This window comes from Corynebacterium sp. ED61, from assembly GCF_015233855.1.
In the GTDB taxonomy this organism is placed as follows: Bacteria; Actinomycetota; Actinomycetes; order Mycobacteriales; family Mycobacteriaceae; genus Corynebacterium; species Corynebacterium dentalis.
The window spans coordinates 1-23519 of the sequence record NZ_JADGIT010000009.1 but is presented as its reverse complement, the minus strand read 5'-3'; the positions used below and the strand labels follow the sequence as shown (position 1 = coordinate 23519).

Here is a 23519-nt window from a genome sequence, read left to right as displayed (position 1 = left end):
GTCGCGCCAATTCCCACCCGTCACATTCACCTGGGGAAATGCAAAGTGCCGAAACACGTTGGGGAAAGATTGTGAATCTGATCCTGAAGGCTTGGCCCCAGCGGCGCCCTAGGTAGAAGCTCGGATCCTTGAAGTAGCTAGCTCTTGGACTTCCGGATCGTCACGATCGTGAACACAACCAAAAAGCTCGCAGCCAGCGATAACATCGCAACATAGATCATGCCAACGCCCCAGAGTCCGGTGATATCTGTCGGTGATCCGTACAGACCAAAACAAACGCCGACCCCCAGTGCTGAATAAAACCCTGAGATCAGAGCCACTACCAGCCCAGACTTCATCCGCTTAAGCCCCGACCACACCAACAAGTACATTCCGGCGATGCCCAATAGACCCGCCCCGATGATTTGCTTCGGACCAAATTGCCCAGCATGCGCCACGGAACAGACCAGCCGCATCCACACAGCAGGAATTGCCACCGCCACAAACACATCAGCCGAAAATCGCTAAGTTGTACGTCATGTTTCTCGCAGAAGCTCTTGCAAAACGTGCCGAGCGCGAAGGCCGCCAAGCGCCTCAAGTCTTGGCATATGGCACCGATTGGTGGATCGGCGGGAGCGTTCAATTCGCTCGTCCTACAGGGAACCCACCCCGTACGACTCACAATTGGTACTACGGCCCGTAAAACGGCTGAACAGGTTATTGATTATTACCGCCGCGCTGGGAATCAGCCGTTGAATGAGGGTTGGGAACGGGGACACAAACTTTAAAGTCTTGCGGCTTTTGATGGCGCTGGGGGGGAGCGCCGGTTTTGGCGTGCGCAGGGAGCGTTTTAGTGCGCTCTGCTCAATGTTTCGTTTTTTGTTTTCTTTATTTCCCGACGCCAAGCTCACCCCCGCCAAACTTATGTACCAAAACTCAACGGGCGCGTTCTATTTCCGCAAGAGAATGTGGCGCACGTGACTAACTGAATCGAGTTTTGGTACAGAACTATGAACAGTTCAACGGCGCAACGGAATAACAGCACCAGGGGCATTGGTACCGCCGAAGCGAGGCCACGTCGGAACTGTTAGTAATGACAACCCACCACCACCCAGCGAAAACCGGCGGCCCGCACCTTATGAGTGAGAGACCGCCGGTCTGCTTGTGAACCTCAGCTTCTGAAGCTCTTCTGTGGGCGAAGGGGGACTTGAACCCCCACGTCCCGAAGGACACTGGCACCTGAAGCCAGCGCGTCTGCCATTCCGCCACTCGCCCGAGTGGTTTCATCGCGTGAGCGACAAAGAAAAACTATAGCACCGGGTTCAGAAACTAACAAAAATGTGCCGTGCGCTGCAGTATCCTGGACACACCGCTTACTAGTTCTTCGCCAGATTCCTTGCCGAATCCGACACAGCGAAACCCCAACGAATACCGCCTCACCCCCAGTGCTAGTCGCCCAGCGAACACCGGCACACTCCCCGCCGCAACCCAAAATTCCGAATATCAAACGTCTGGAACGCGCCGTCCGTTACGTTTCCTGAATCGACCTTCACTAAGGTTTTTGAGAGTTCTTGAGTATCCTATGCAGTAACCGTGCAGCCAGATCGCAGCTTTTTGCAAGCCCCGCCTTGCCCAAGCTCGCAATGGCCTTGGAACCTCAACCTTGGGAAAAATAGCCCGATACCAGCCCAAACGTGATGCTGACAGTTGGCTGCACCGAGAACGAAAGGAAGTCCCCACATGGACCTCTTTGGCAAATTTAGGAAGCTGGACAGTTCGCTTCAGCGCGGCCTGGATAACGGCTTCGCGCGCGTATTCGGCGGCGAGGTAGTCCCCGCAGAGATCGACGAAACTCTCAAGCAGCAAGTCGAGAACTCCGTGATGATGGACCCGGACGGCAACCGTTGGGCGCCGTGCCACTTTGTTGTCAACATCTCGCAGCGCGATTTCGATTCGCTCAATGAGAAGCACAGCGATGTGGAGGACGATCTCTCCGATCGCCTCCAGCGCTTCATCCGCAATTCCGGATGGCGCACCAATTCCCCAGTTCAGGTGATCATTCAGCCCCGCGAGGGCATGCATTCCGGCCAGCTGAAGGCCGATTCGATGTTCAACGCACCGCCTCGTTCTGAGTCCCGTTCAGAAGCTCGTTCCGAGTCCCGCCCGGATTCCAGCCGCGAGCAGGATCGCCGCGATGAGTGGGAAACTCACCGTAGTGATGAGTCCGGGGAGAATTGGGACGACGCAAACTCCGCGCCCTCCAGCGAGGGCTACCGCGGCGCTGGTTATGACCAGCCGCACGATAGCTCTGAGCGCAACCAGCAAAGCTACGATTCTCTGAAGTCCGCTCACGATGAGCAGCAGGAGCGCGACCGTCAGGTCCACGCCGAAGCAGTAGGCGCGGCGGGTGCCGGCGCCGCAGGAGCAACAGCAGCAGCAACCGGTGCAGCCGCAACAGGCGCAGCAAGCTCCGCATCCCCGGAACTCTCGGACATCGTCAAACCCGCTCCAAGCTCCAACTACGTGTGGGATAACCCAGCGGCTTCCCAGGCTCATAGCGCAGAGGGCGCAGAGTTGGCGTCGGAAGAAAAGGGGGCAGACCAGCACCCCGGTGAGAGCGCCTACGCCACCGATCCACTCACCAACCCGCCCGCACAGCCCACCAGCTACCCGGGCACGGAAGTCCTCGCACACAACGTCTATAAGGAAGATCCACGTACCGGCGCCTCCACCGACCGCAACGAAACGCACGCGGAAGTTACGTTGATCCTGCGCGATGGCTCGGACCGTCGGCACGTGCTGCGCGAAGGCTCCAATGTGATCGGGCGCGGCAACGACGTGGACCTGCGCATCCCAGACACGGGCGTGTCTCGCCAACACGCAGAGATCTCCTGGGATGGCTACGATGCCGTCCTCACGGACCTGCAATCCACCAACGGCACCTCGGTGAATGACACCCCCATCGAAAACTGGTTGCTGGCGGATGGAGACCTCATTGTCATGGGGCATTCCGAAATCGAGGTCCAATTCCGCTAAGGGCACTCCCTCTTGTCTCGCTCGTCTACTAGGCTGTTCACGGTAACTATCTAAAATCCCATCGCGAGGAGTTGAGTACCGTGCAGACCACACTGCTTCTAGTGGCCAAGATCGGCCTCCTGGTGCTGCTGTGGTTCTTCATTTGGATGACCCTGCGCGCCTTGCGTTCTGATGCTGACCGCGCGTCCGGTCTGCAAACTGCCGCTCCCGTTGTGGCTGCGGCACCGTTTGCGCAGGGTAGCGAGCCTTCCCAGGGCTCCCGCGGCTTTGCTCCTTTTAAGCGCACCAAGGCGCCCACGGCCCTGACTTTGGTGTCCGGTCCACTCATGGGCACCCACCTGGAGCTGCAGGGATACAACGAGGTCACTATTGGCCGCTCCCAGAGCGCCACGCTGGTCTTGGAAGATGACTTCGCTTCCGGCCGTCATGCGCGCCTGATCAAGCGCGGTCCGGAGTGGTTCCTGGAGGATCTGGATTCCCGCAACGGCACGTTCATCGGTTCACAGCGCATCGACCAGCCGGAAAAACTTTCCGCTGGTCAGGAAGTTCGCGTTGGACAGACCCTGGTCCGGATGGAAGGTTAGGCGAATGTCTCTGGTGTACACTCACCACCTCATCCCCGAGTCCCCACTAAGGATCCCCGCATGAGCCCACAATTGACGCTGAATTACGCGGCTTGCTCTGACCGGGGTCTGGTCCGCGGTAACAACGAGGATTCCGCGTACGCCGGTCCGCGCCTGCTGGCGCTGGCCGATGGCATGGGTGGGCACGCTGCTGGCGAGGTGGCCAGCGCGTTCATGATTGATGCCCTCAAGCCGCTGGATTCCCCGCTGATTGAGGATCCAGAGCACTCCGAGCGTTTGGAAACCCTCCTGGCCACGGCCATGGACGAGGGCAACCAGAACATCGCGATGCACGTCCAGGAGAACCCCACGCTCGCGGGCATGGGCTGCACGTTGACCTCCCTGTTGTTCCGCGGCAATGAAATTGGTTTGTGCCACGTGGGCGATTCCCGCGGCTACCGCCTGCGCGATGGCGAGCTGGAGCAGATCACCACGGATGACACGTTCGTCCAATCCCTCGTGGAGCAGGGCAAACTGGATCCCGCGGACGTTTCCAGCCACCCGCAGCGCTCCCTGATCCTCAAGGCGTTGACGGGCCGGCCGGTGGAGCCGACGCTGAGCATTTTGGAAGCCCAGCCGGGCGATCGCTACATGCTGTGCTCCGATGGCCTATCCGATCCCGTGAGTTTCGACACGATGGTCGAGATCCTGCGCGCCTTCCCGCCTGCTCAGGCCGCTCGCAAGTTGGTGGAGATGGCGCTGCGTGGCGGTGGGCCGGACAACGTCACCGTGGTGGTTGCCGATGTAGTTGATTTCGACGCCAACTCGGATGCTCCCGTGGATTCGAAGATCAAACTACCGAGTTCTCCCGTGCTCGTCGGCGCAGTTGGTGGCGAGGCTGCGGACGAAGACCGGCCGGATTCTCCTGCGTCTCGCGCGGCGGCACTGTCCAACCTGCGGACCACAAATTCACTGTCCGCTCCTAGCACTCCTGCCGCCGCAGACACGGCAACACACAAGGAAGAGCCCACTGCAGCTCGCCCGCAGAAGAAGCCTCGTTCCAAGAAGCTGTGGGCTGCACTGGGGGCGGTGTTAGTCATCCTCGCGCTGGTGGGTGCCGCCGGGTTTCTGGGGTACAAGAAGGTCCAGAACACCTACTACGTCGCCGAGCAAGACTCGCGGATCGTCATAAACCGCGGGCTGCCGGAACCGGTCCTAGGAATCCAGCTGTCCAGCCATTTTCAGGATGTCTGCCTGACGGAGAATTCCACTTTGCTGTTGCTGGATGAGGGCTCCACGGACAACTGTCACCGCTTTGCCACCACAGATCTGACTCCCGCCGCTCGCGGAGCGCTGGAGAGCCTGCCGGAAGATAACTATGACGCGGTGGTGCAGCAGGTGCAGCGCCTCTCCGAGCAGACCTTGCCGGTCTGCGTGACGCGTAGCCCTGCTGCATCCAACAATTCTGATAGCTCCAAGACCAGCTCCCCATCCGCCAGCAGTTCGGCCGAAGCAACGTCGGAATCGGAAGCGAATAGTGACCGGAACACGAGCGAATCGGAAACGTCCGCTCCAAACACCACGGCTCGCGCCACCGATACCTCTACTAGCCAGTCCACGCACTCGGCTGCTCCGGAAGATCTGACCACTCCGGGGGTTTCCTGCCGGGAGGTGAAGTAGACCATGGCTCTGCTACGGAGAAAGACAGAAGCCGCACTGCTGGTGCTGGCTGCGCTGGTAGTGATGGTCGCCTTGATCTCGCTGGAGATTTCCCAGGGCAACGAGCTCACTGGAAGCGTGTTCCTGCTGATCGGCGGGTTCATCGGCATCTTCCTGATCGCCCACATCGCGATTTCCATCGTGGCCCCGGACGCGGACCAGATCATGCTGCCCTTGGCCGCATTGGTCAATGGCATTGGTCTGGTGATGATCTACCGCTTGGATCTGGATTCCGGCCTCACCCTGGCAAATTCGCAGATCATGTGGACCGTCATCGGTGTGGGATTGCTGATCGGCACCCTCGTGTTTCTACGGGATCACCGCAGTTTGGAGAACTATTCCTACGTGTTGGGTCTGGCCGGGCTTATCCTGACCGCGCTGCCCATCGTCTGGCCTAGCGCAACAAACGCAGATGCCGCGGTGTGGATCAGCATTGGCCCATTCTCCATCCAGCCGGGTGAGTTCGCCAAGATCCTGCTGTTGCTGTTCTTCGCGGCGTTACTGATGAACAAGCGCAAGCTGTTCACCGTGGCGGGCCGGAGCTTTTTAGGCCTGCAGTTTCCTCGTCTGCGCGATCTGGGACCCATCTTCCTCGTGTGGGGTTTGGCGCTGCTGATCATGGCCTTCCAGAATGACTTCGGCCCCGCGCTGTTGCTGTTCGGCACTGTACTGGGCATGCTCTACATCGCCACAGGACGCGCCTCCTGGCTGGTCATCGGCCTCGGCCTGGCCGTCATTGGCGCCGTGGGTGTCTACCAGGTCTCCTCTAAGATCCAGGACCGCGTGGCCAACTTCGTGGATCCTGTGGGCAACTACGATGTCAACGGCTTCCAGCTCTCCCAAGCACTGTTCGGCATGTCCTACGGTGGCGTGACCGGCACTGGTCTCGGCGAGGGCTACCCATACCTCGTGCCCGTGGCCCACTCGGACTTCATCCTGGCCGCCATCGGCGAGGAGCTGGGCCTGATCGGCCTGGCAGCCGTGCTGGTTTTCTACTTGATCCTGGCCTCCCGTGGCTTCAAGACCGCCATGCTCACCCGCGATAGCTACGGCAAGCTCGTGGCCGCGGGCCTGTCCCTGACCTTGATCATTCAGGTGTTCGTGGTCACGGGAGGTGTCTCCCGCCTGCTGCCGATGACTGGCCTGACCACACCGTTCCTCGCCCACGGCGGTTCTTCCCTGTTGGCGAACTACATCCTCCTGGCAATCCTGCTGCGTATCTCCCACTCCGCCCGCGCGTCCATGGAGGTCAGCGCGGATGGGGCGAGGGGTTCGAAGGCGGCGGCGCTGGCGTCGAAAAGAAAACAACCAGCACCCGCTGAAGCCGAAGGAGAACAGGCATGAACAAGGCAATCCGTGGAGTGACCACGTTCTCCTTCATCCTGGTGATCATCCTGGTAGCCAACCTCATGTTCATCCAGGCCTTCCAGACGGAATCCCTGGCGCATAACGCGCTGAACTCGCGCCAGTTCTTAGAAGCCAAATCCGTGGAGCGCGGGCAAATCACCGCCGGTGGTCAGGTGCTGGCCGAATCTGAAGCCGACGACGACGGCCTCTATTACCGCACCTACCCAGAAACCACGAACGCCTACGGCGCCGTCACCGGCTACTTGTCCGATCGCTACGGCGCTGCCGGCATTGAAGCTAGCCAGAACAGCATCCTGACCGGTGACGATGATTCGATGTTCGCGACCAAGATCTGGGACCAACTCACCGGCAAGAAGCCCGCAGGCGCCAACGTGGAGCTGACGCTGCAGCCCAACGTGCAGCAGACTGCTTACGATCAGCTGGCCTCCAACGGTTACTCCGGTTCCGTGGTGGCACTGCGCCCATCCACGGGCGAGGTTCTGGCCATGGCATCGACTCCGGGTTATGACCCCTCGAAGATCGTGCAGCCAGACGCCGATGCCGCGCAGGCAGCTTTCGAGAGCTACGCCAATGATCCGAATTCGCCTCTGATCAACCGCGCCACACAGCAGACCCAGCCCCCAGGATCCACGTTCAAGGTGATCACCACCGCTGCGGCGCTGGAAGCTGGCGATAACGCAGAGACGATGGTGGACGGTTCCAGCGAGGTCACTCTGCCGAACACCAACACCACGTTGGAAAATTACAACGGCACGGTGTGTGGCGGCGGCGGACAAGTGACGTTGCGCGAGGCGTTCCGTCGATCCTGCAACACCGCGTTCGTGGACCTGTCCACCCGCCACGGCGCGGATGCCTTCCGCGATACAGCTCAGGCCTTCGGCGTGGGCGAGGGAATCGACGACCTCGGCCTGCCCGTCACCCCATCCCGCTTGGGTGAGATCCCTGACGATGCTGCCTTGGCACAGTCCGCCATCGGCCAGCGCGACGTGGCACTGACCCCACTGCAAAACGCCGTGATCGCCGCCACCGTGGCTAACGGCGGTGTACGCATGGAGCCGCACCTGATCAGCAAAATCACCGGATCCAACCTGGAAACCCTGCGCACGATCAAGTCCAACCAAGCCGGACGTGCGGTGGACCAAAACATCGCCGAGCAGCTGACGGACCTGATGAAGGAAGCCGAGCAGCACGCTGGCGGCGAGGCCACGATCGCCTCCAAGACGGGCACCGCCGAGCACGGTGAGGATTCACGCAACTCCAACCCGCACGCCTGGTACATCGCCTTCTCCACCGAAGCAGATGTGGCCGTGGCGGTACTGGTGGAAAACGGCGGTAACGCGGGACAGGATGCCACCGGCGGATCCGTGGCAGCGCCCATCGGCCGCGCAGTCATCCACGCAGCGGAGCAGGAGCAGAAATGAGCCAGCCAGACCGCACAGACATTGATAGAGTCCAGCGGCTGATCGGACAACGCTACAAGCTCAGCTGGATCATCGGCCGCGGTGGCATGTCCACCGTCTGGCTGGCGTGGGATAGCCACGACGAGCACGACGTGGCCATCAAGGTACTCAAGCCCGAGTACACCGACAGCCCGGAGTTCCGCTCCCGCTTCCGCAATGAGGCGGAGACCTCAGAGAAGTTCCGCTCGGACAACGTAGTGGAGACCTACGATTACGCCGAGGTCGAAGACCCTGACAGTGGCACCACATTCTGCTTCATGGTGATGGAGTACGTACAGGGCGAATCGCTTTCAGACGTGCTCTCCCGTGAACGCATGCTCCCGGCGCGATTAGCGCTGGACGTTATGGCGCAGGTGGCGCTGGGTCTGAGCACTATCCACCAGCATCACTTGATCCACCGCGATATCAAGCCGGGTAATCTGCTGATCACGCCGGATGGGCTGGTCAAGGTCACGGACTTTGGTATTGCCAAGGCTGCCGCCGCGGTGCCGCTAACCCAGACGGGCATGGTGGTGGGCACCGCCCAGTATGTCTCCCCGGAGCAGGCGCAGGGTTCCCAGGTGGAGGCGTCCTCGGACATCTACTCATTGGGCGTGGTGGCCTACGAGATGTTGTCTGGTTCCCGGCCATTCATTGGTGAGTCCACGGTCAGCGTGGCCATCAAGCACATTTCCGACGCCCCTCCTCCGCTTCCGGCAGAAATCCCCGCTCCTATCCGAGAGCTGGTGGGGATCTGCCTGCGCAAGGATCCTCGCTCCCGCTATGCGGACGGTGCGGAACTCGCAGCGGCAATCCAGTGTGTGGCGGACGGTCAGCGTCCTCCACAACCTCATTCCGTTCCGCCTTTGGACGTGGATTCTCAGCCGTTCACGGAGCAGCTGGGTCAGGTGGCCACCGGTTCCGGCACGGCGGTGCCTCCGCGGCAGGGGCCGGTGAAGCCGGCCGCCGGTGCGGCTGGGGTGGCCGGTGCGGGAGCTGCGCGAGCCGGCGCTACCGGCGCACGAGCTAGTTCCCGGTCCGCTAGCGCGAACTCGCAACCTGCGCGGAAGAAGAAGAACTCCAACGGCGCTGGGCCACTGATTGCCTTGGGTGCGGTAGCACTGGCGGCATTGGGCGTTATTGCTTACCTGTTGCTATCTAACAGCGATCAGCCAGCTCCGAATCCGGAAACGTTGACCGTGACCAACGAGGTGACATCCGAAACGACGCCCACACAGGATCCAGAAACCCAGAACACCTACGAGCCTCCGTCGAGCACCACCAGTACCACCACGGAAACCACCACCGAACCAGAGTCTTCGTCCTCCAGTTCCACCTCCACACCAGGAAACTCTGGGAATTCGGGAAACTCGGGCAATTCCAATTCCACGCAGTCCACCAATGGAAATGACAACGGAAACGGGAATAGCAACGGTGCCACTAACGGCAATGGGAATGGTAATGAAACCGGCGCTGATGACAGCGGACTGGAAGATCTGATCAATGGCCTCAGCGGGACCGAAACCACCGTCGGCGAAGGAACGGCAAAGGGCGAATCGACCGTGGAATCGACACAGGTTCCACAGGTATAGTCCTACATTTACTATCCTTTAACAGCAGCACATATTTTCACCCCATGCGCTTCAAACAAAGCATGGCGACGATTTCCCTGACCATCGATTCCAGAACTACGTACACAAGGAGACTTCAGACGTGGACCGACGCGGCACTCTCTTGGGCGGACGCTACCGCCTAGACGCCAAAATCGGCACCGGCGGCATGTCCGACGTGTACGCCGCGACCGATGAGCTCCTCACCCGCGACGTGGCCGTCAAGATGATGCGGCCGGATCTGGCCCGCGATACGACATTCTTGGAGCGCTTCCGTCGCGAGGCCCAGAACGCCGCCAAACTCAACCAGCCGAACATCGTGGCTGTGTATGACACGGGCGAAACCCCGGAATCCGATGGCTCGGTGCCCTACATCGTCATGGAGCGCGTGCATGGCGAAACGCTGCGGGACATCATCCAAGAGCACGGCAAGATGAGTCTCACGGATGCGGCAAAGGTGATGTCGCAGGTGGCAGAGGCGCTGCACTTCAGCCACGAGGCCGGCATCATCCACCGCGATATCAAGCCTGCGAACATCATGATCACCAACACGGGTGCCGTGAAGGTGATGGACTTCGGTATCGCCCGCGCCCTGTCTGATTCTTCTGCGGCGATGACCCAGACCGCCGCCGTGATCGGCACCGCACAGTACCTCTCCCCGGAGCAGGCGCGCGGCAAGTCCGCGGATTCCCGCTCCGATATCTACGCGCTGGGTTGTGTGTTCTACGAGTTGGCCACCGGCCGCCCACCCTTTGAGGGCGAGTCCCCGTTCTCCGTGGCATTCCAGCACGTCAAGGATGATCCGCGCCCTCCTAGCACGGTCCAGGGGATGCATCTTTCCAACCGCGAGGCGCTCTCGTTGGATTCCATCATCCTCACGGCCATGGCTAAGCGCCCGGAGGATCGCTATGACGATTCCCAGCAGCTTGCTTTCGATCTTCGACGCCTGAGCGAGGATCAACTCCCACTAGTGGCTCAGGCCTATGCTCATGACGCGGACGAGCCCTCCACCACCGTGATGCCCGCAGCCAATAACCAGTTGCCGGAAGAGTATGCGGACGATGACTTTGCGGGAGGTTCCCGCCACCGTGCCGCTGGCCTCGCCGGGGCTGCTGGCGCAGGTGCAGCGGGTGCCGCAATGGGCGCGGGTGCCGCTGCTGCTGGCACCGGCGGCAACGGGCAACCGCCGGCCGGTTACCCCGCCGATGGGTACGGCGATTCCGGCGATTACGCCGATGATGACGAGTACTACGACGATGATGACTACGAGGACGAAGATCGCCAGCGCAGCCGCTGGGTTCCTATCCTCTGGACGTTGCTGGTGCTCGCACTGCTCGGTGGTGGCGGTTGGGCTGCCTACAACTTCCTCTCCAATGAGGAAACCCCACAGGCAGCACCGGAGGAGACTCGCGTATCCGTGCCAGATGTGGCGAATAAGTCCCGCGAAGAGGCCGAGAGTGCCTTGGAATCCGCAGGGCTTTCCTATGACGTCACCGAGCGCACGCACGAGTCCATCCCCCGCGGTTCCGCTATTGCCACCGAACCTGCGGCGGGCTCGTCTGTACCGTCTGGGACCAACGTCAAACTGGTGATTTCCTCTGGTAAGGAGATCACCGAAGTGCCGGATCTGACGGGCATGAACACTTCGGATGCACGCGCTGCGCTGGACAAGGCTGGCTTGACCCTGAACTCTCAGGTTCAGGAGGAAGCTAGCGATGACCAGCCTGCCGGTGCGGTGATCACGCAGTCTCCTGCGCAGGGTTCTCAGGTGTCCAAGGGGACCAAGGTATCCATCACTGTCTCGACTGGTCCGGAAAACGTTCGCGTGCCGATCGTCAGTGGCCAGTCCGAGGAAGATGCCCGCTCCAACCTGGAGTCCGCTGGCTTCACCGTGGTGGTCAACCGGGTGGATTCCACTGAGCCGGAAGGCCAGGTCATCTCCGCAAGTAACGAGGGCGAATCTCTAGCACCGGGCTCGGAGATCACGCTGGAAGTCTCCAAGGGCAACCAGTTCGTGATGCCTAGCTTGCAGGGCAAGAGCTACGATTCCGCGTTCCGCTTGCTGCAGGAAGCTGGATGGCGCGGCAGCGCTAGCCAGATTTCCCGCAAGGACGTGAAGACAAACGATATCGCCCGCGTGGACCAAATCGCCCAGCAGTCCATCCACGCAGGTGACAAGGTGGATCGCAATAGCGATGTGGTCCTGGACGTCTACACGTTCAGCCTGCTGCCCTAGCAATGAAAAGAGGGGTCACGCCTCACATCGCGTGACCCCTAAAGCGTTGCAGCCCTAGAGCATATCTGCGGTGGCGGAGATCGCTCCAGTCACCGCGAGGTGCTCCTCTTCCAGGCGCCCCACCAACTCCGCATCCACGGGATTACCCGCCTCTGCCAACCAGTTGGCCAGCATCCGGTGACCGTACTGCGTCATCACAGATTCCGGGTGGAACTGCACCGAGTGGATCGGCAGGTCCCGGTGGCGCATCGCCATGATCATTCCGGAATCGCTGTGTGCCGTGACGATCAGCTCATCCGGCACGGTTGCCGGATCCACCGTCAGAGAGTGATAGCGGGTCACGCGGAACGGGTTGGGTACGTCCACCAACACACCGGTTCCGTCATGCTGCACAGGCGAAGTCTTGCCATGGAAAAGCTCGTTGGCTCGCACCACCGTGCCACCGAAGAACTGCCCGATGGCCTGGTGGCCCAAACACACTCCAAACAAAGGCTTACGCAGTTCCGCAGCCACCTCGATCACCTCGAGGGTTCGCCCCGCAGAGGATGGGTCGCCGGGCCCAGGGGAGACGAGTATGGCGTCGAACGAGGAAAGAACCTCTACCAAATCGGACCGAGATTCCCCCAGCTCCGGGGCGTTATTACGCCACACCGTGCATTCCTCGCCCGAAAATCCCAGCTGGCCGATGTACTGAACCAGGTTGTAGACGAAGCTATCGAAGTTATCGATGACGAGGATGCGCATGCCAATAGATTCTAGCGGGAGGATTCCGCAGGTCCACCACGCAGGCTGCTAAGATCCCGGTAGAAGACAACGGAAGGTGCGCAACGTCAATGCCAAAGTCAAAGGTCAACTCAACCGAAGACAACTTCGCCAGCCCAGCTAGCAGCGTAGACCGTCGCTCGCCAGTGAAGCTGAACTCCAGCGGCACCCCACGCTGGTACCTCGTGATCATGTTCGGCCTCATGTTGCTGGGCCTGGCCTGGCTGGTGGTCAACTACCTCGCAGGCAACCAGATCCCACTGTTCCAGGAGCTGGGCGCGTGGAACTACCTGATCGGGTTTGGCCTGTTCATCGTTGGTTTGTTGATGACGATGGGCTGGAAGTAGCGCTCCCCTTCGCGGCGTGCGCGAGCACACACAAAAACCCGCTGCCTTGGACGTAGATGAGTCCAAACTGCAGCGGGTTTTAGCATGTCCGGGCGCACAAAGCGCCGGACGCTGAAGTGATTCCCGAAGAGGAATTACTCCTGGATCTCGATGGACTCGATGACCACGTCATCCTGTGGGCGATCCATGCGGTCGGTAGCCACACGGCCGATCTTTGCCACAACCTTCTGGGACTCCTTGTCCGTGACCTCTCCGAAAATGGTGTGGCGGTTGTTCAGGTGTGGGGTGGCGGTGGTGGTGATGAAGAACTGAGAACCGTTGGTTCCTGGGCCGGCATTTGCCATGGCCAGCAGGAATGGGCGGTCGAACTGCAGCTCTGGGTGGAACTCGTCGCCGAACTGGTAGCCCGGGCCGCCACGGCCGGTGCCGGTTGGGTCGCCGCCCTGGATCATGAAGTTATCGATGATGCGGTGGAAGATAGCGCCATCGTAGAAAGGGCCTTCGTTGGTGCCGGAGGCGTTGGGCTCGCTGTAATCCTTGGTGCCCTGCGCCAAGCCAACGAAGTTGGCGACGGTCTCAGGAGCGTGGTTGCCGAAGAGGTCAACGGCAATATCGCCCTGGTTCGTGTGGAAAATTGCGGTAGCAGTCTTATTAGCCATGCGTTCGATTGTACCGATGCGTGCTGTGGCGTGTTTTTATCCCCGACGCCACCTCGCCTCTTTTCCACTCCTTCCCAAGAGTTGCCCGCAGGTGGCGTGTCGTGCTTATCCACCTGAACTGGGGTTTTGCGCGTACCGCTCCCTCGTGCCTTGGTTTTGCATAGTATGGGAAGACAGTTGTGGGTATATATCCACCCGCGCGATAAAACTCTCAGTTTTGTAATGCACACCATGCGACGCTTAAGGAGCCCGCACCTCATGAATACCGCCAGCGTGAAGCTCGTGTTGAACGGCGCTAAGCAGACCCAAGCGCTGCTCAAGAAGTACAAGCAGGATCAGGAGCGCAAGGACTTCGATGCCATTGATGCTCTGCGCCGCAGCCAGCTCACGGATGCTGAGCGCGATGAGCTGATCGCTAACTCTCCAGCGCACATCCGCGCCGTTGCGGAGCACATGCGCAAGGAAGAGGGCGCAGCGAAGGCTCTGGAGAAGGCTCGTGCTTTGGCTCTGGCTTACGACGAGCCCGGCCGTCATGGTGTGTCCACCTCTGACGCTACTGTGCACGAAGACCACCCCTACGTGGATATCGCCGCTGCTCGCGAAGCTGCGGCTCAAGAAAAGGACAATCGAGTGAACAACAAGAAGAAGCCCAAGAAGCAGACCGATAAGCTGCGCAAGCGCGCACTGAAGGCCACCAAGAGCGAGCGCAAGGCACTGAAGAAGAACTTCAAGGCTGGTCGCGATGCTGTGGCTGGCAGCACTTTCGCCGCTGCCGCAGCCAAGGCCTTCGACGAGGCCAAGGATCGTGGCACCGATGTGACAGACACCGCCCGCACCCGTGGCGCCGGTTTCGCTGAGGTTGCCCAGACCCGCGGCAATGATCTGCTGAGCACCGCGAAGGATTACAGCAACGAGACTCTGGAGACCGCCAAGGAGCGCGGTGCTGGCGTCGAAAAGAAGGTACAGGAACGTGCCGCCGTGGCCCGCAAGCGTGCGAAGGCTGCACAGAAGAAGGCTCGCAAGCAGGCCAAGAAGAACGCGAAGAAGAACCAGAAGGCCTTCGCTAAGAACCAGAAGCAGTTCGCCAAGGACGTGGATCGTCGCAAGGCTAAGGCTGGCAAGAAGGCCGATAAGATCCTGACCCAGAAGGGTCTGAAGAAGCAGAAGAAGTCCAACAAGCTGGGCGTGGTGGTTACTGTCATCGCACTGGCCGCTGCTGTGGCTGCTGCGCTGAAGTTCTTGGGCGGCAACAAGAAGCCAGCTCCTACTACCTCTCCAAAGGTGCAGGATTTCGCTCCTGCGAACACCGGCGCTGCGGCGAAGTCCAAGGCTGCGGAGGCTGCCAAGACTGAGCAGGCCGAGGGCGCTAACACTGGCGACGGCGCTCCAGATACCGCTGCTAAGACCCAGGAAACTGCTACCCCAGGCGCTCCCGGCAGCTTTGTAGCACCGGGTGTGGAAAAGTCCGCCGAGGCTCCTGAAGCTCCTGCTGTGCACCACGCCGAGGGCGCGGATGCAGAGACCAAGGACGCGGAGGCCACCACCGAGCACGGCACCGATTCCGAGTTCCCTGCTGCTGGTGACGACCAGGATCCAGAGGGTGGCAAGCACCGCCTTTAAGCTGTATTCATGGCTGAGCTTGTCCCGGTAGAAAATCCTCGCTGTTTCTGGCGAGGCGCACTGCGCCCATGAGCAATGCATGGCGCGTGAAATTGCGCGAAGTAGACGCCGCTGCACCTGGTGTGGCGGCGTTTCGCCGTATCGTCGGCAATGGTGGCGAATCAGCAGCTCAGGAGGGCATTTGGCTGGATTCCTCCCTCCAGCAATCCGAGCACTACGGCCGCACGTTCTCCATCCTTTGCCCCGCCGACGGCCCGCTGAACTCCCTGGTTCGTCTGTGGATCACCGATGCGCCCGCCTCTGACGTTGCCGCCGGTCGTTCTTCTTTTTCTTCCGACGCCACCAGCTGGTCAATCACCGGCAATAGTCCCGTGGCCGAGCACTTGCGATCGTGCGTGAACGCCCCCAGTAGCGTGTTCCATGTTCTGCGGGCTGGCCTGGAGCTGGTGGGTTCTGGTTCCGGGGAGGCGCAGGGTGCGAACCCCTCGGGCTTCAACCTGGGGTGGATCGGCGCGTTCGGCTACGAGCTCAAGCACCACTGCGAGGTCATCCGCCAGTCCCCCACGGCAGTTCCACGTCCGCACCGCAGCGAGTATCCGGACGCGATGCTGATGCTCGCGGACCGGGCGGTGATCACAGACCATGCGGAAAGCCGCAGCTATATTCTTGCTCTGACCAGCAATGATCCTGCGCACTCGGAAGTGGCGGCACAGCAACGGGAGTGGATGGACTGGGTGGAGACTGTGATTCGGGAGCTGGCTTCTGCGGGTTCTGCGGAGCAGCCGGACGCGCATGCATCAGCGGCAGAAGCCACACCTTCATCTTCGTCTGCCGTTTATCGCTTTGATCATTCCCGCGAGGAGTACTTCGAGTGCGTGCGCTCGGCACAGGCCTCGATTGCCGCCGGGGATACTTATGAGCTGTGCCTGACCACCACCGCGGAGGGGCCCGCGCTGGAGGATCCGTTCGCCACGTATCAGCAGCTCCGCGCAACCAGCCCGGTTCCGTACGGCGCGTATATGAATCTCGCGGGGACGCACGTGCTCTCGGCGTCTCCGGAGCGCTTCCTCAAAGTCACAGAGGAGGGAACCATCAGCGCCAAGCCCATCAAGGGAACGCGAGGGCGTTCGGATGATGCGGTATTGGATGGAGCTTGGCGTCGAGATTTGGAAACGAACCCGAAAGACCGCGCCGAGAATCTCATGATCGTGGACCTGCTGCGCAACGACCTATCCGTGGTTGCCGCACCTGGCAGCGTGCGGGTGCCCACCCTATTCGGCGTGGAAAGCTACTCTCACGTGCACCAACTCGTCAGCACGGTGGAGGCGCAGCTGGCCGAAGGATACTCGGCGGTAGATGTACTTGCCGCAGCGTTCCCTGGCGGATCGATGACCGGAGCGCCGAAGGTTCGGACGATGGAGCTGATCGAGGCGCTGGAGCGGCGCGCCCGGGGGTTGTACTCCGGATGCATTGGCTGGATGAGCTTCGCGGGCGCGGCCGATTTGTCCATCACTATCCGCACGGTGGTGGGCAATGAGCGGGCGTCCACCTTCGGCGTGGGCGGAGCAATTGTGGCGGATTCCACGCCCGAGGGGGAATGGGACGAGGTCGTGGTGAAATCTCAGGCCCTATTGCAGGGATTGCACGCTACGCGCCAGCAACGGTGACGCCAGATTTGCTAACCTGACTAATAACAGCTGCTTTCCACAACTAGCCAGCTCATAGACTGTACCTATTAAACGACGAAACGGAGACAATCATGACTGATGTCGATGACAGCAAGAAGGTACCCGCAGGCGAATCCCAGGGTTCCGCTGCGGAAGGCCAGTGCCCATTCGGACACGGCAACACCACGCCTCCCACCGCCGGCGACCAGAACCAGCGCTGGTTCCCCGAGCGCCTCAACCTGCACCTGCTGAACTGGGATGCCCCAGAGCGCAGCCCACTTGACAAGGACTTCGACTACGCAGCAGCGTTCGAGTCCCTGAACTTGGACGAGGTCAAGCAGGACATCGTCACCGCGATGAAGACCTCCAAGGACTGGTACCCAGCAGACTTCGGTACCTACGGTGGCGCTTACATCCGCATGGCATGGCACGCAGCCGGCACCTACCGTGCATTCGACGGCCGCGGTGGCGCCTCCACCGGCCAGCAGCGCTTCGCTCCCCTGAACTCCTGGCCAGACAACGTGCTGCTGGACCGCGCACGCCGCACCCTGTGGCCAGTGAAGAAGAAGTACGGCAAGAACCTCTCCTGGGCTGACCTCATCACCCTCGCCGGCAACGTTGCCCTCGAGGACATGGGCTTTCCTACCTTTGGATTCTCCGGCGGCCGTGTGGACGCCTTCGAGGCCGAGGAAGTGTACTGGGGACCAGAGACCGAGTGGCTGGCCAACGATCGCTACCAAGGCGACCGCGAGCTGGACAACCCACTGGCAGCAGTACAGATGGGTCTGATCTACGTCAACCCTGAAGGTCCAGACGGCAACCCAGATCCAGTGCTGTCCGCCAAGGACGTCCGCGACACCTTCGGTCGCATGGGCATGAACGATGAAGAGACCGTGGCCCTGATCGCCGGTGGACACACCTTCGGTAAGACCCACGGCGCGTCCACCCCAGACAAGATCGGCCCAAGCCCTGAGGAATCCGGCCTGGAAAACCAGGGCATCGGCTGGGTAGGCCCCACCGGCAATGACACCCTCGGCGGCGGCCCAGAAGTGACCTGGACCTACCACCCAACTCGCTGGGACGGCGAATTCTTCCACATCCTCTACGCCTACGAGTGGGAGCAAATGGAATCCCCAGCAGGCGCTATCCAGTGGCGTCCTGTCAACGGCGGCGGCGATGACATGGTGCCAGAAGCCCACGGTGAAGGACGCCGCGAACCACGCATGCTGACTTCCGACCTCGCCCTGCGCTTCGACCCTGAGTACGACAAGATCTGCCGTCGTTTCAAGGACGACCAGGAAGCATTCACGGATGCCTTCGCTCGCGCATGGTTCAAGCTCATCCACCGGGACCTGGGGCCAAAGACCCGCTACGTGGGTCCAGAGGCTCCTTCCGAGGACCTGATCTGGCAGGATCCGGTAGATGCGCCTGCACACGTGGTCACCGATTCTGAGATCGAGACCCTGAAGAAGGCCATCGCTGAGTCCGACCTGACGGTCGCCGAGCTGGTCTCCACCGCATGGGCTTCCGCCTCCACCTACCGCAACTCCGATTTCCGCGGTGGTGCCAACGGTGCGCACATTGCCCTGGAGCCACAGAAGAACTGGGAGGTCAACAACCCGGCTCAGCTATCCCGCGTTCTGGACAAGCTGAACGAGATCAAGTCCTCCACCGGAATCGATGCCACCTTGGCTGACCTCATCGTTCTGGCCGGTGGCGTGGGCGTGGAGAAGGCTGCTGAGGCAGCTGGCAACTCCATCTCCGTGCCATTCACCCCAGGCCGCGGCGATGCGCGCCAGGAGCAGGTGGATACCGAGTCCTTCAACTATCTGGAGCCACTGGCTGACGGCTTCCGCAACTACGATTCCGGCAAGCACGTCCTGCCAGCCGAGCACGTACTCGTGGACCGCGCCAACCTGCTGGGCCTGACCGCTCCAGAGCTGACCGTGCTAGTCGCTGGCCTGCGCGTACTGGGCGCCAACTGGGATGGCAACAACGACGGCGTGCTCACCGACCGTCCGGGCGAGCTGACCAACGACTTCCTGGTCAACCTGCTGGACATCGACAACGAGTGGACCAAGGCAGACGAGAAGGCCACCCGCTACAACGGCACCAACCCACACACCGGCAAGAGCTTCTCCGGAACCCGCGCTGACCTGGTCTTCGGTGCGAACTCCGAGCTGCGTGCCGTGGCTGAAGTCTACGCCGCAGATGACGCTGCTGAGAAGTTCATCCAGGACTTCGTTGATGCATGGGTCAAGGTCATGGAAGCTGACCGCTTCGACCTACACCGCTAGTTTCTTCTAGCACCTCATGAGCCTCGGGCTCCCCGTTCGCGGTTACCTCCGCGATATGAGGCGCCCGGGGCCCATTGCTATGCTTCAAATCCATGGTGAATCGCATCGGCTTCGACCGGGAAAAGTACATTGAGCTCCAATCCGCGCACATCCAAAAGCGCAGACAGGAGCTCGGGGGCAAGCTCTACTTGGAGATGGGTGGCAAGCTCTTCGATGATCACCACGCCTCCCGCGTCCTTCCTGGATTCACACCTGATAATAAGATCGCGATGCTGGATCACATCAAAGACGATGTGGAGATCCTCATCTGCATTAACGCCAAGGACCTCGAGCGTCACAAGGTGCGCGCGGATCTGGGCATCACCTACGAAGATGACGTGCTGCGCCTCATCGATGTTTTCCGGGACCGGGGCTTCCTCGCGGAAAATGTTGTGCTGACCCAGATGGAGGACGATAACCGCCTGGCTGCCGCGTTCGTGGACAGGTTGGAGCGCCTGGGCCTCAAGGTGGCCCGCCACCGCGTGATCCCGGGATACCCCACCAATATGGATCTGATCGTTTCCGAGGAAGGCCTGGGCCGCAATGAGTTCGCAGAAACCACCCGCGACCTGGTAGTGGTCACTGCTCCCGGACCTGGTTCCGGCAAGCTGGCCACGTGCCTGTCCCAAGTCTTCCACGAGCATCAGCGTGGAGTGAACGCCGGTTACGCCAAGTTTGAGACCTTCCCCATTTGGAACTTGCCGCTGGAGCACCCCGTGAACTTGGCTTATGAGGCTGCCACGGTAGATCTCAACGATGCCAACGTCATCGACCACTTCCACCTCACGGCTTACGGCGAATCCACGGTCAATTACAACCGCGATGTAGAAGCGTTTCCCCTGCTCAAGACGTTGTTGCAGCGCCTCACCGGCACTACGCCGTATGAATCCCCCACGGACATGGGCGTGAACATGGCCGGTGCCTGCATCACCGACGACGAGGCCTGCCGAGAAGCCTCCCGTCAGGAGATCATCCGTCGTTACTTCAAGGCACTGGTGGACGAGTCTCGCGGCGGTTTGGACAGCACCCAGTCCGATCGTGCCGCTGTGGTGATGACGAAGGCGGGCATCACCGCTGATCACCGCGCTGTGGTTGCCCCGGCCCGCGAGGTGGAGCAGCGCACGGAACAGCCCGGCGCGGCCATCGAGTTGCCAGACGGCACGATCATCACGGGTCGCACCAGCGAGTTGTTGGGGTGCTCGTCATCGATGTTGCTCAACGCCCTGAAGTATCTTGCGAGCATTCCCGACGACATGCACCTGCTCTCCCCCGGCTCCATCGCCCCGATCCAACGCCTCAAGACCAAGCACTTGGGCAGCTTGAATCCACGTCTGCACACAGACGAAGTGCTCATTGCGTTGAGCGTGTCCGCGGAGACCAGTCCGGAGGCCGAGCAGGCGCTCAAGCATCTAAAGTCCCTCCGTGGCTGCGATGTGCACGTCACGACCATTCTCGGTTCCGTGGACGAGCAGGTCTTCCGCAACCTCGGGGCGCAGGTCACCTGCGATCCGAAGTTCGCGCGGAAGACGCTGTACCAGAAGTAGGTCTTGCCATTCCCAAAGCGGTTTTTCCATTGCCCGTTTGTACTTTTTTTATCTGTGCGATCTTCAATTAGTCGATGTGTGCAACTTGCTACATACGATCGCTAATTTTTAATTTTGCGTAACCCAAAGTTGTTAGGAAAAGAAACGGATCAGGGCGGTTTGTATACCGGGTTTGACTCGTATCGGATACACGGAAAAGCAGAGATAGAGGAGGCACTCCGCGCTGGCATTGTTTCTGTTGACACCAATGTGCTCTCGAATTTGTACCGCTATAACGAAGCTACCGTAGATGATCTACTAGAAGTGTTAGGTGCGGTGACAAATCGTCTCTTCTTGCCGCATCAGGTGATACGAGAATTCTGGCGTAATCGTCAATCAGTCATATCTGGGTTGGGAGGTACGTCCAAAGAAGCACGAAACGCATTGTCCAAAAATTAAGGTTCCACAAAGGACGCTATCTCCCGCTGGGCCAAAAGTATTGCATTGCCCAGAACAGAGCGCGCTTCTCTCATGCTAGAAACCGACGCATTCTACGATTCTCTGCTTGAACGAGTGGAAGAACAGCCATCAAACATCCTGGCCTCTTCTCCGACCTCTGACGATAAACTACTCGAGAGGTTAGCGAACTTACTTGAAGGTTCAGTAGGTTCAGCCCTTGCCGAAAAAGATTGGGCAGACGCTGTCAGCGAGGGCGAAAGGCGCGTGGAAGCCTCCATCCCGCCTGGTTACATTGACCGCGATAAGCTGGAGTCTGAACTTCCTGAGCGAGCCTCAGGGGACCATAGAATCAGTTGAAGACATAGTACGAGTTCGGGACGGAGGTGCTATCTATATACCTTGGACCCTAGATGCTGTCCTCGAAATATTAGATGAGCTGAATTTCCATGGATACACCCAGGCAGAAGTAATACGAGAAGCAAACAAGAAAGGCGGAAAGGTCAGCCGAGCACGGGTGTATGAGCTCGGTGATCTAAATGAAAACCAGATGCTTCGCGGATTTACCCGCTCGGTGAATCGAGTTACTGCAGAATTACAAGAGGAGGGGCTAGTTCCTGTAGGAGTTCCCGCTTTACTGGATGCCGCTTATGAAATAGGGGTAGAGTCTACGCATTTCGTCGTTCCTCACGATGTAGTTACTCTGTTCGAGAATGCAGACGACTAGCTATCGGAGTTCGATAGAGAGAAATCATTTTGCCTTTTCTCCTGCCAAAAAGGGGATACGGATTCGGATCCACTAGCGCCTGCTGTCCAACCACTTGGTGTATTCACGCCGATCCTTCGCATCAATCACCACGTCCCACGCGAATGCAAGCAATGCGGGGAAATTCGGCACGGTGGACCGTCCGAGTCCCATCCTGTGGAGCTGGAAACGTACGCGTGCCATGGACGCAGCGGATGCAATCGCCTTATCCTTGATCTTGATCGGTACAAGCATGACGCGAGCATCACCGCTGGTCTGCCACCTATTTGGCAGGTCAGAATCCACGGCAAGTGCGATACCAATGCCCGCCGCTTCAACCCCGCCGGAAGTCAGCAGAGTTCAACTTCACAGTCACCGCAAATTCGGGTTACACCTGCGCACGGATCCGTTTCACAATCTCCAGCAACATGCGCGCACCACTACCTAAGCTTCCACCCACTGATCATTTCACTTGTTGACCAGTGGAGACAGGAATTGCGATAGCAAATAACCATGGGCTGCATGCACCTCCACGCCATCAAATCCCGCTTCCTTCGTGCGAAAGGCCGTATCCACGAATCGCTGAATCGTCTGCTGGATCTAACGGTTCAATGGGGGAATCTTTGTCTAGAACGACGCCACCAGGACCGGTCATGGCTGCGTCGTGAACCATGACGTTGCCCGTAATCAACAACCTGGAACCACCCTGCGACCAGGTTCGATACAACGTGACCAGGCGTGAATCAGGTAGTTGCCCCGAGCCTGACATGTGCTCCTCCATCGCTGCTTTCGCAATGCGAATCGGCAGAACTTGGCCGTTGGGGAGGGTGAGTTTGGTGAAGAGGTTTTCGGACGTTACTTGGGCAACCCCGCAGCCTTCAGAGCAGCAGCGATAAGTGCCGGCTGGCCGAACAGGCGGGCCAGTCGCTTGCCGTCAGTGTCTAAACCAAAGCCATCCTTGCGCTCGGCGTACTGGCCGATGTTACCTGGGAAAATAGCTGCATAGAAGGCTGCGAGAGCTACGCCGACTGGGCGTCGATGTTCTGGTAGTGCGGCAAGGGCAACACCCAGCGCAATCTCTGCCACGCCAGAGCCCAACACCACGATGTCCTCATCCAACGGCATCCAGTCCGGCACCTGCGCCTGGAACTCCTGGCGGTTCGTCGTCAAGTGCGAAATTCCTGCATACGTCATGATTCCGCCCAGTGCATATCGCGCGACGTTTTCACCTGTGGTGGGTTTAGGTGCCTTACCCAGGTACCGTTTCTGCGCCTTCTTCAAACGTGTACTAACTGACGAGCTAGACATAACAGAGGTCTCCTTCTAGTTGCTTGAAACTTTCAACCATCCTGACTGTACGACTATTCCTTGGCGATTGGCGCACTTGTTGGTGTGTAGTTGAAGTGCCCCAGGTTTTGTTCCGTCTGAGTAGATGGGAAAATCTGGAACATGCC

At 59.9% G+C, this 23519-nt stretch carries 18 protein-coding genes, 1 tRNA gene and 1 pseudogene; 13 read left to right on the top strand and 7 right to left on the bottom strand.

The genetic code is table 11. The annotated features are described in order from the left end of the window. Window positions 1–137: 137 nt before the first annotated feature. Complete coding sequence (locus IM764_RS09250) at window positions 138–476, bottom strand: hypothetical protein (RefSeq protein ID WP_194187628.1); 339 nt, start codon at window positions 474–476, stop codon at window positions 138–140. 695 nt (window positions 477–1171) lie between these two features. Continuing rightward, window positions 1172–1254, bottom strand: a tRNA-Leu gene (locus tag IM764_RS09245). A 465-nt stretch (window positions 1255–1719) separates the two neighbouring features. Between IM764_RS09245 and IM764_RS09240 the strand changes: the two genes are divergently transcribed. The 7 genes from IM764_RS09240 to pknB all read left to right on the top strand — a co-directional run bounded on the left by IM764_RS09240 (window position 1720) and on the right by pknB (window position 11950). Then, window positions 1720–3015: a DUF3662 and FHA domain-containing protein gene (locus IM764_RS09240; protein WP_194187627.1), complete on the top strand. Its 1296-nt coding sequence runs from the start codon at window positions 1720–1722 to the stop codon at window positions 3013–3015. Between the two features lie 80 nt (window positions 3016–3095). Continuing rightward, on the top strand, window positions 3096–3599 hold the full coding sequence (locus IM764_RS09235) for an FHA domain-containing protein (RefSeq protein ID WP_194187626.1): 504 nt from the start codon (window positions 3096–3098) through the stop codon (window positions 3597–3599). Window positions 3600–3659: 60 nt separating this feature from the next. After that, the gene (locus IM764_RS09230; protein WP_194187625.1) at window positions 3660–5258 is read left to right on the top strand and encodes a PP2C family serine/threonine-protein phosphatase; all 1599 of its coding nucleotides are present in this window, start codon (window positions 3660–3662) and stop codon (window positions 5256–5258) included. Between the two features lie 3 nt (window positions 5259–5261). Further along, window positions 5262–6641: an FtsW/RodA/SpoVE family cell cycle protein gene (locus IM764_RS09225; protein ID WP_194187624.1), complete on the top strand. Its 1380-nt coding sequence runs from the start codon at window positions 5262–5264 to the stop codon at window positions 6639–6641. Continuing rightward, entirely contained in the window at window positions 6638–8086 is a 1449-nt protein-coding gene (locus tag IM764_RS09220; RefSeq protein ID WP_194187623.1) for a penicillin-binding protein 2, read from the top strand. Before IM764_RS09225 ends, IM764_RS09220 begins: the two co-directional genes overlap by 4 nt. Further along, the gene (locus tag IM764_RS09215) at window positions 8083–9696 is read left to right on the top strand and encodes a serine/threonine-protein kinase (RefSeq protein WP_194187622.1); all 1614 of its coding nucleotides are present in this window, start codon (window positions 8083–8085) and stop codon (window positions 9694–9696) included. Before IM764_RS09220 ends, IM764_RS09215 begins: the two co-directional genes overlap by 4 nt. Before the next feature lie 121 nt (window positions 9697–9817). Next, a complete protein-coding gene (gene pknB, locus IM764_RS09210) occupies window positions 9818–11950 on the top strand; it encodes a Stk1 family PASTA domain-containing Ser/Thr kinase (RefSeq protein WP_194187621.1) in 2133 nt (710 codons plus the stop codon). A 54-nt stretch (window positions 11951–12004) separates the two neighbouring features. Here pknB and IM764_RS09205 read toward each other — a convergent pair whose 3' ends face one another. Continuing rightward, a complete protein-coding gene (locus IM764_RS09205) occupies window positions 12005–12694 on the bottom strand; it encodes an aminodeoxychorismate/anthranilate synthase component II (protein ID WP_194187620.1) in 690 nt (229 codons plus the stop codon). Between the two features lie 89 nt (window positions 12695–12783). Here IM764_RS09205 and crgA point away from each other — a divergent pair, with 89 nt between their 5' ends. After that, window positions 12784–13059: a cell division protein CrgA gene (gene crgA, locus IM764_RS09200; protein ID WP_099299267.1), complete on the top strand. Its 276-nt coding sequence runs from the start codon at window positions 12784–12786 to the stop codon at window positions 13057–13059. A 134-nt stretch (window positions 13060–13193) separates the two neighbouring features. Here the strand turns inward: crgA and IM764_RS09195 are convergent, their stop codons facing one another. After that, a complete protein-coding gene (locus tag IM764_RS09195) occupies window positions 13194–13718 on the bottom strand; it encodes a peptidylprolyl isomerase (protein WP_099299266.1) in 525 nt (174 codons plus the stop codon). Window positions 13719–13976: 258 nt separating this feature from the next. On the opposite strand from IM764_RS09195, the gene IM764_RS09190 reads away from it, so the two are divergent. From IM764_RS09190 to IM764_RS10575, 5 genes and pseudogenes are all read left to right on the top strand, one after another. Further along, the gene (locus tag IM764_RS09190) at window positions 13977–15338 is read left to right on the top strand and encodes a hypothetical protein (RefSeq protein ID WP_194187619.1); all 1362 of its coding nucleotides are present in this window, start codon (window positions 13977–13979) and stop codon (window positions 15336–15338) included. A 68-nt stretch (window positions 15339–15406) separates the two neighbouring features. Then, the gene (pabB, locus tag IM764_RS09185; RefSeq protein ID WP_194187618.1) at window positions 15407–17005 is read left to right on the top strand and encodes an aminodeoxychorismate synthase component I; all 1599 of its coding nucleotides are present in this window, start codon (window positions 15407–15409) and stop codon (window positions 17003–17005) included. A gap of 92 nt (window positions 17006–17097) precedes the next feature. Beyond that, window positions 17098–19302 carry a catalase/peroxidase HPI gene (katG, locus tag IM764_RS09180; RefSeq protein WP_194187617.1) on the top strand — a complete coding sequence of 735 codons (2205 nt, stop codon included), beginning with the start codon at window positions 17098–17100 and terminating at the stop codon, window positions 19300–19302. A 92-nt stretch (window positions 19303–19394) separates the two neighbouring features. After that, window positions 19395–20885, top strand: coding sequence for a DUF1846 domain-containing protein (locus IM764_RS09175; protein ID WP_194187616.1), 1491 nt, complete (start codon window positions 19395–19397; stop codon window positions 20883–20885). A gap of 249 nt (window positions 20886–21134) precedes the next feature. Further along, window positions 21135–21680: pseudogene (locus IM764_RS10575) on the top strand (PIN-like domain-containing protein). A gap of 439 nt (window positions 21681–22119) precedes the next feature. Here the strand turns inward: IM764_RS10575 and IM764_RS10570 are convergent. The 3 genes from IM764_RS10570 to IM764_RS09150 all read right to left on the bottom strand — a co-directional run bounded on the left by IM764_RS10570 (window position 22120) and on the right by IM764_RS09150 (window position 23259). Further along, a complete protein-coding gene (locus IM764_RS10570) occupies window positions 22120–22320 on the bottom strand; it encodes a hypothetical protein (protein WP_194187614.1) in 201 nt (66 codons plus the stop codon). Window positions 22321–22533: 213 nt separating this feature from the next. Continuing rightward, window positions 22534–22641 carry a hypothetical protein gene (locus IM764_RS10565; RefSeq protein ID WP_370551581.1) on the bottom strand — a complete coding sequence of 36 codons (108 nt, stop codon included), beginning with the start codon at window positions 22639–22641 and terminating at the stop codon, window positions 22534–22536. A gap of 279 nt (window positions 22642–22920) precedes the next feature. Further along, on the bottom strand, window positions 22921–23259 hold the full coding sequence (locus tag IM764_RS09150) for a hypothetical protein (protein WP_228073720.1): 339 nt from the start codon (window positions 23257–23259) through the stop codon (window positions 22921–22923). Window positions 23260–23519 lie beyond the last annotated feature (260 nt).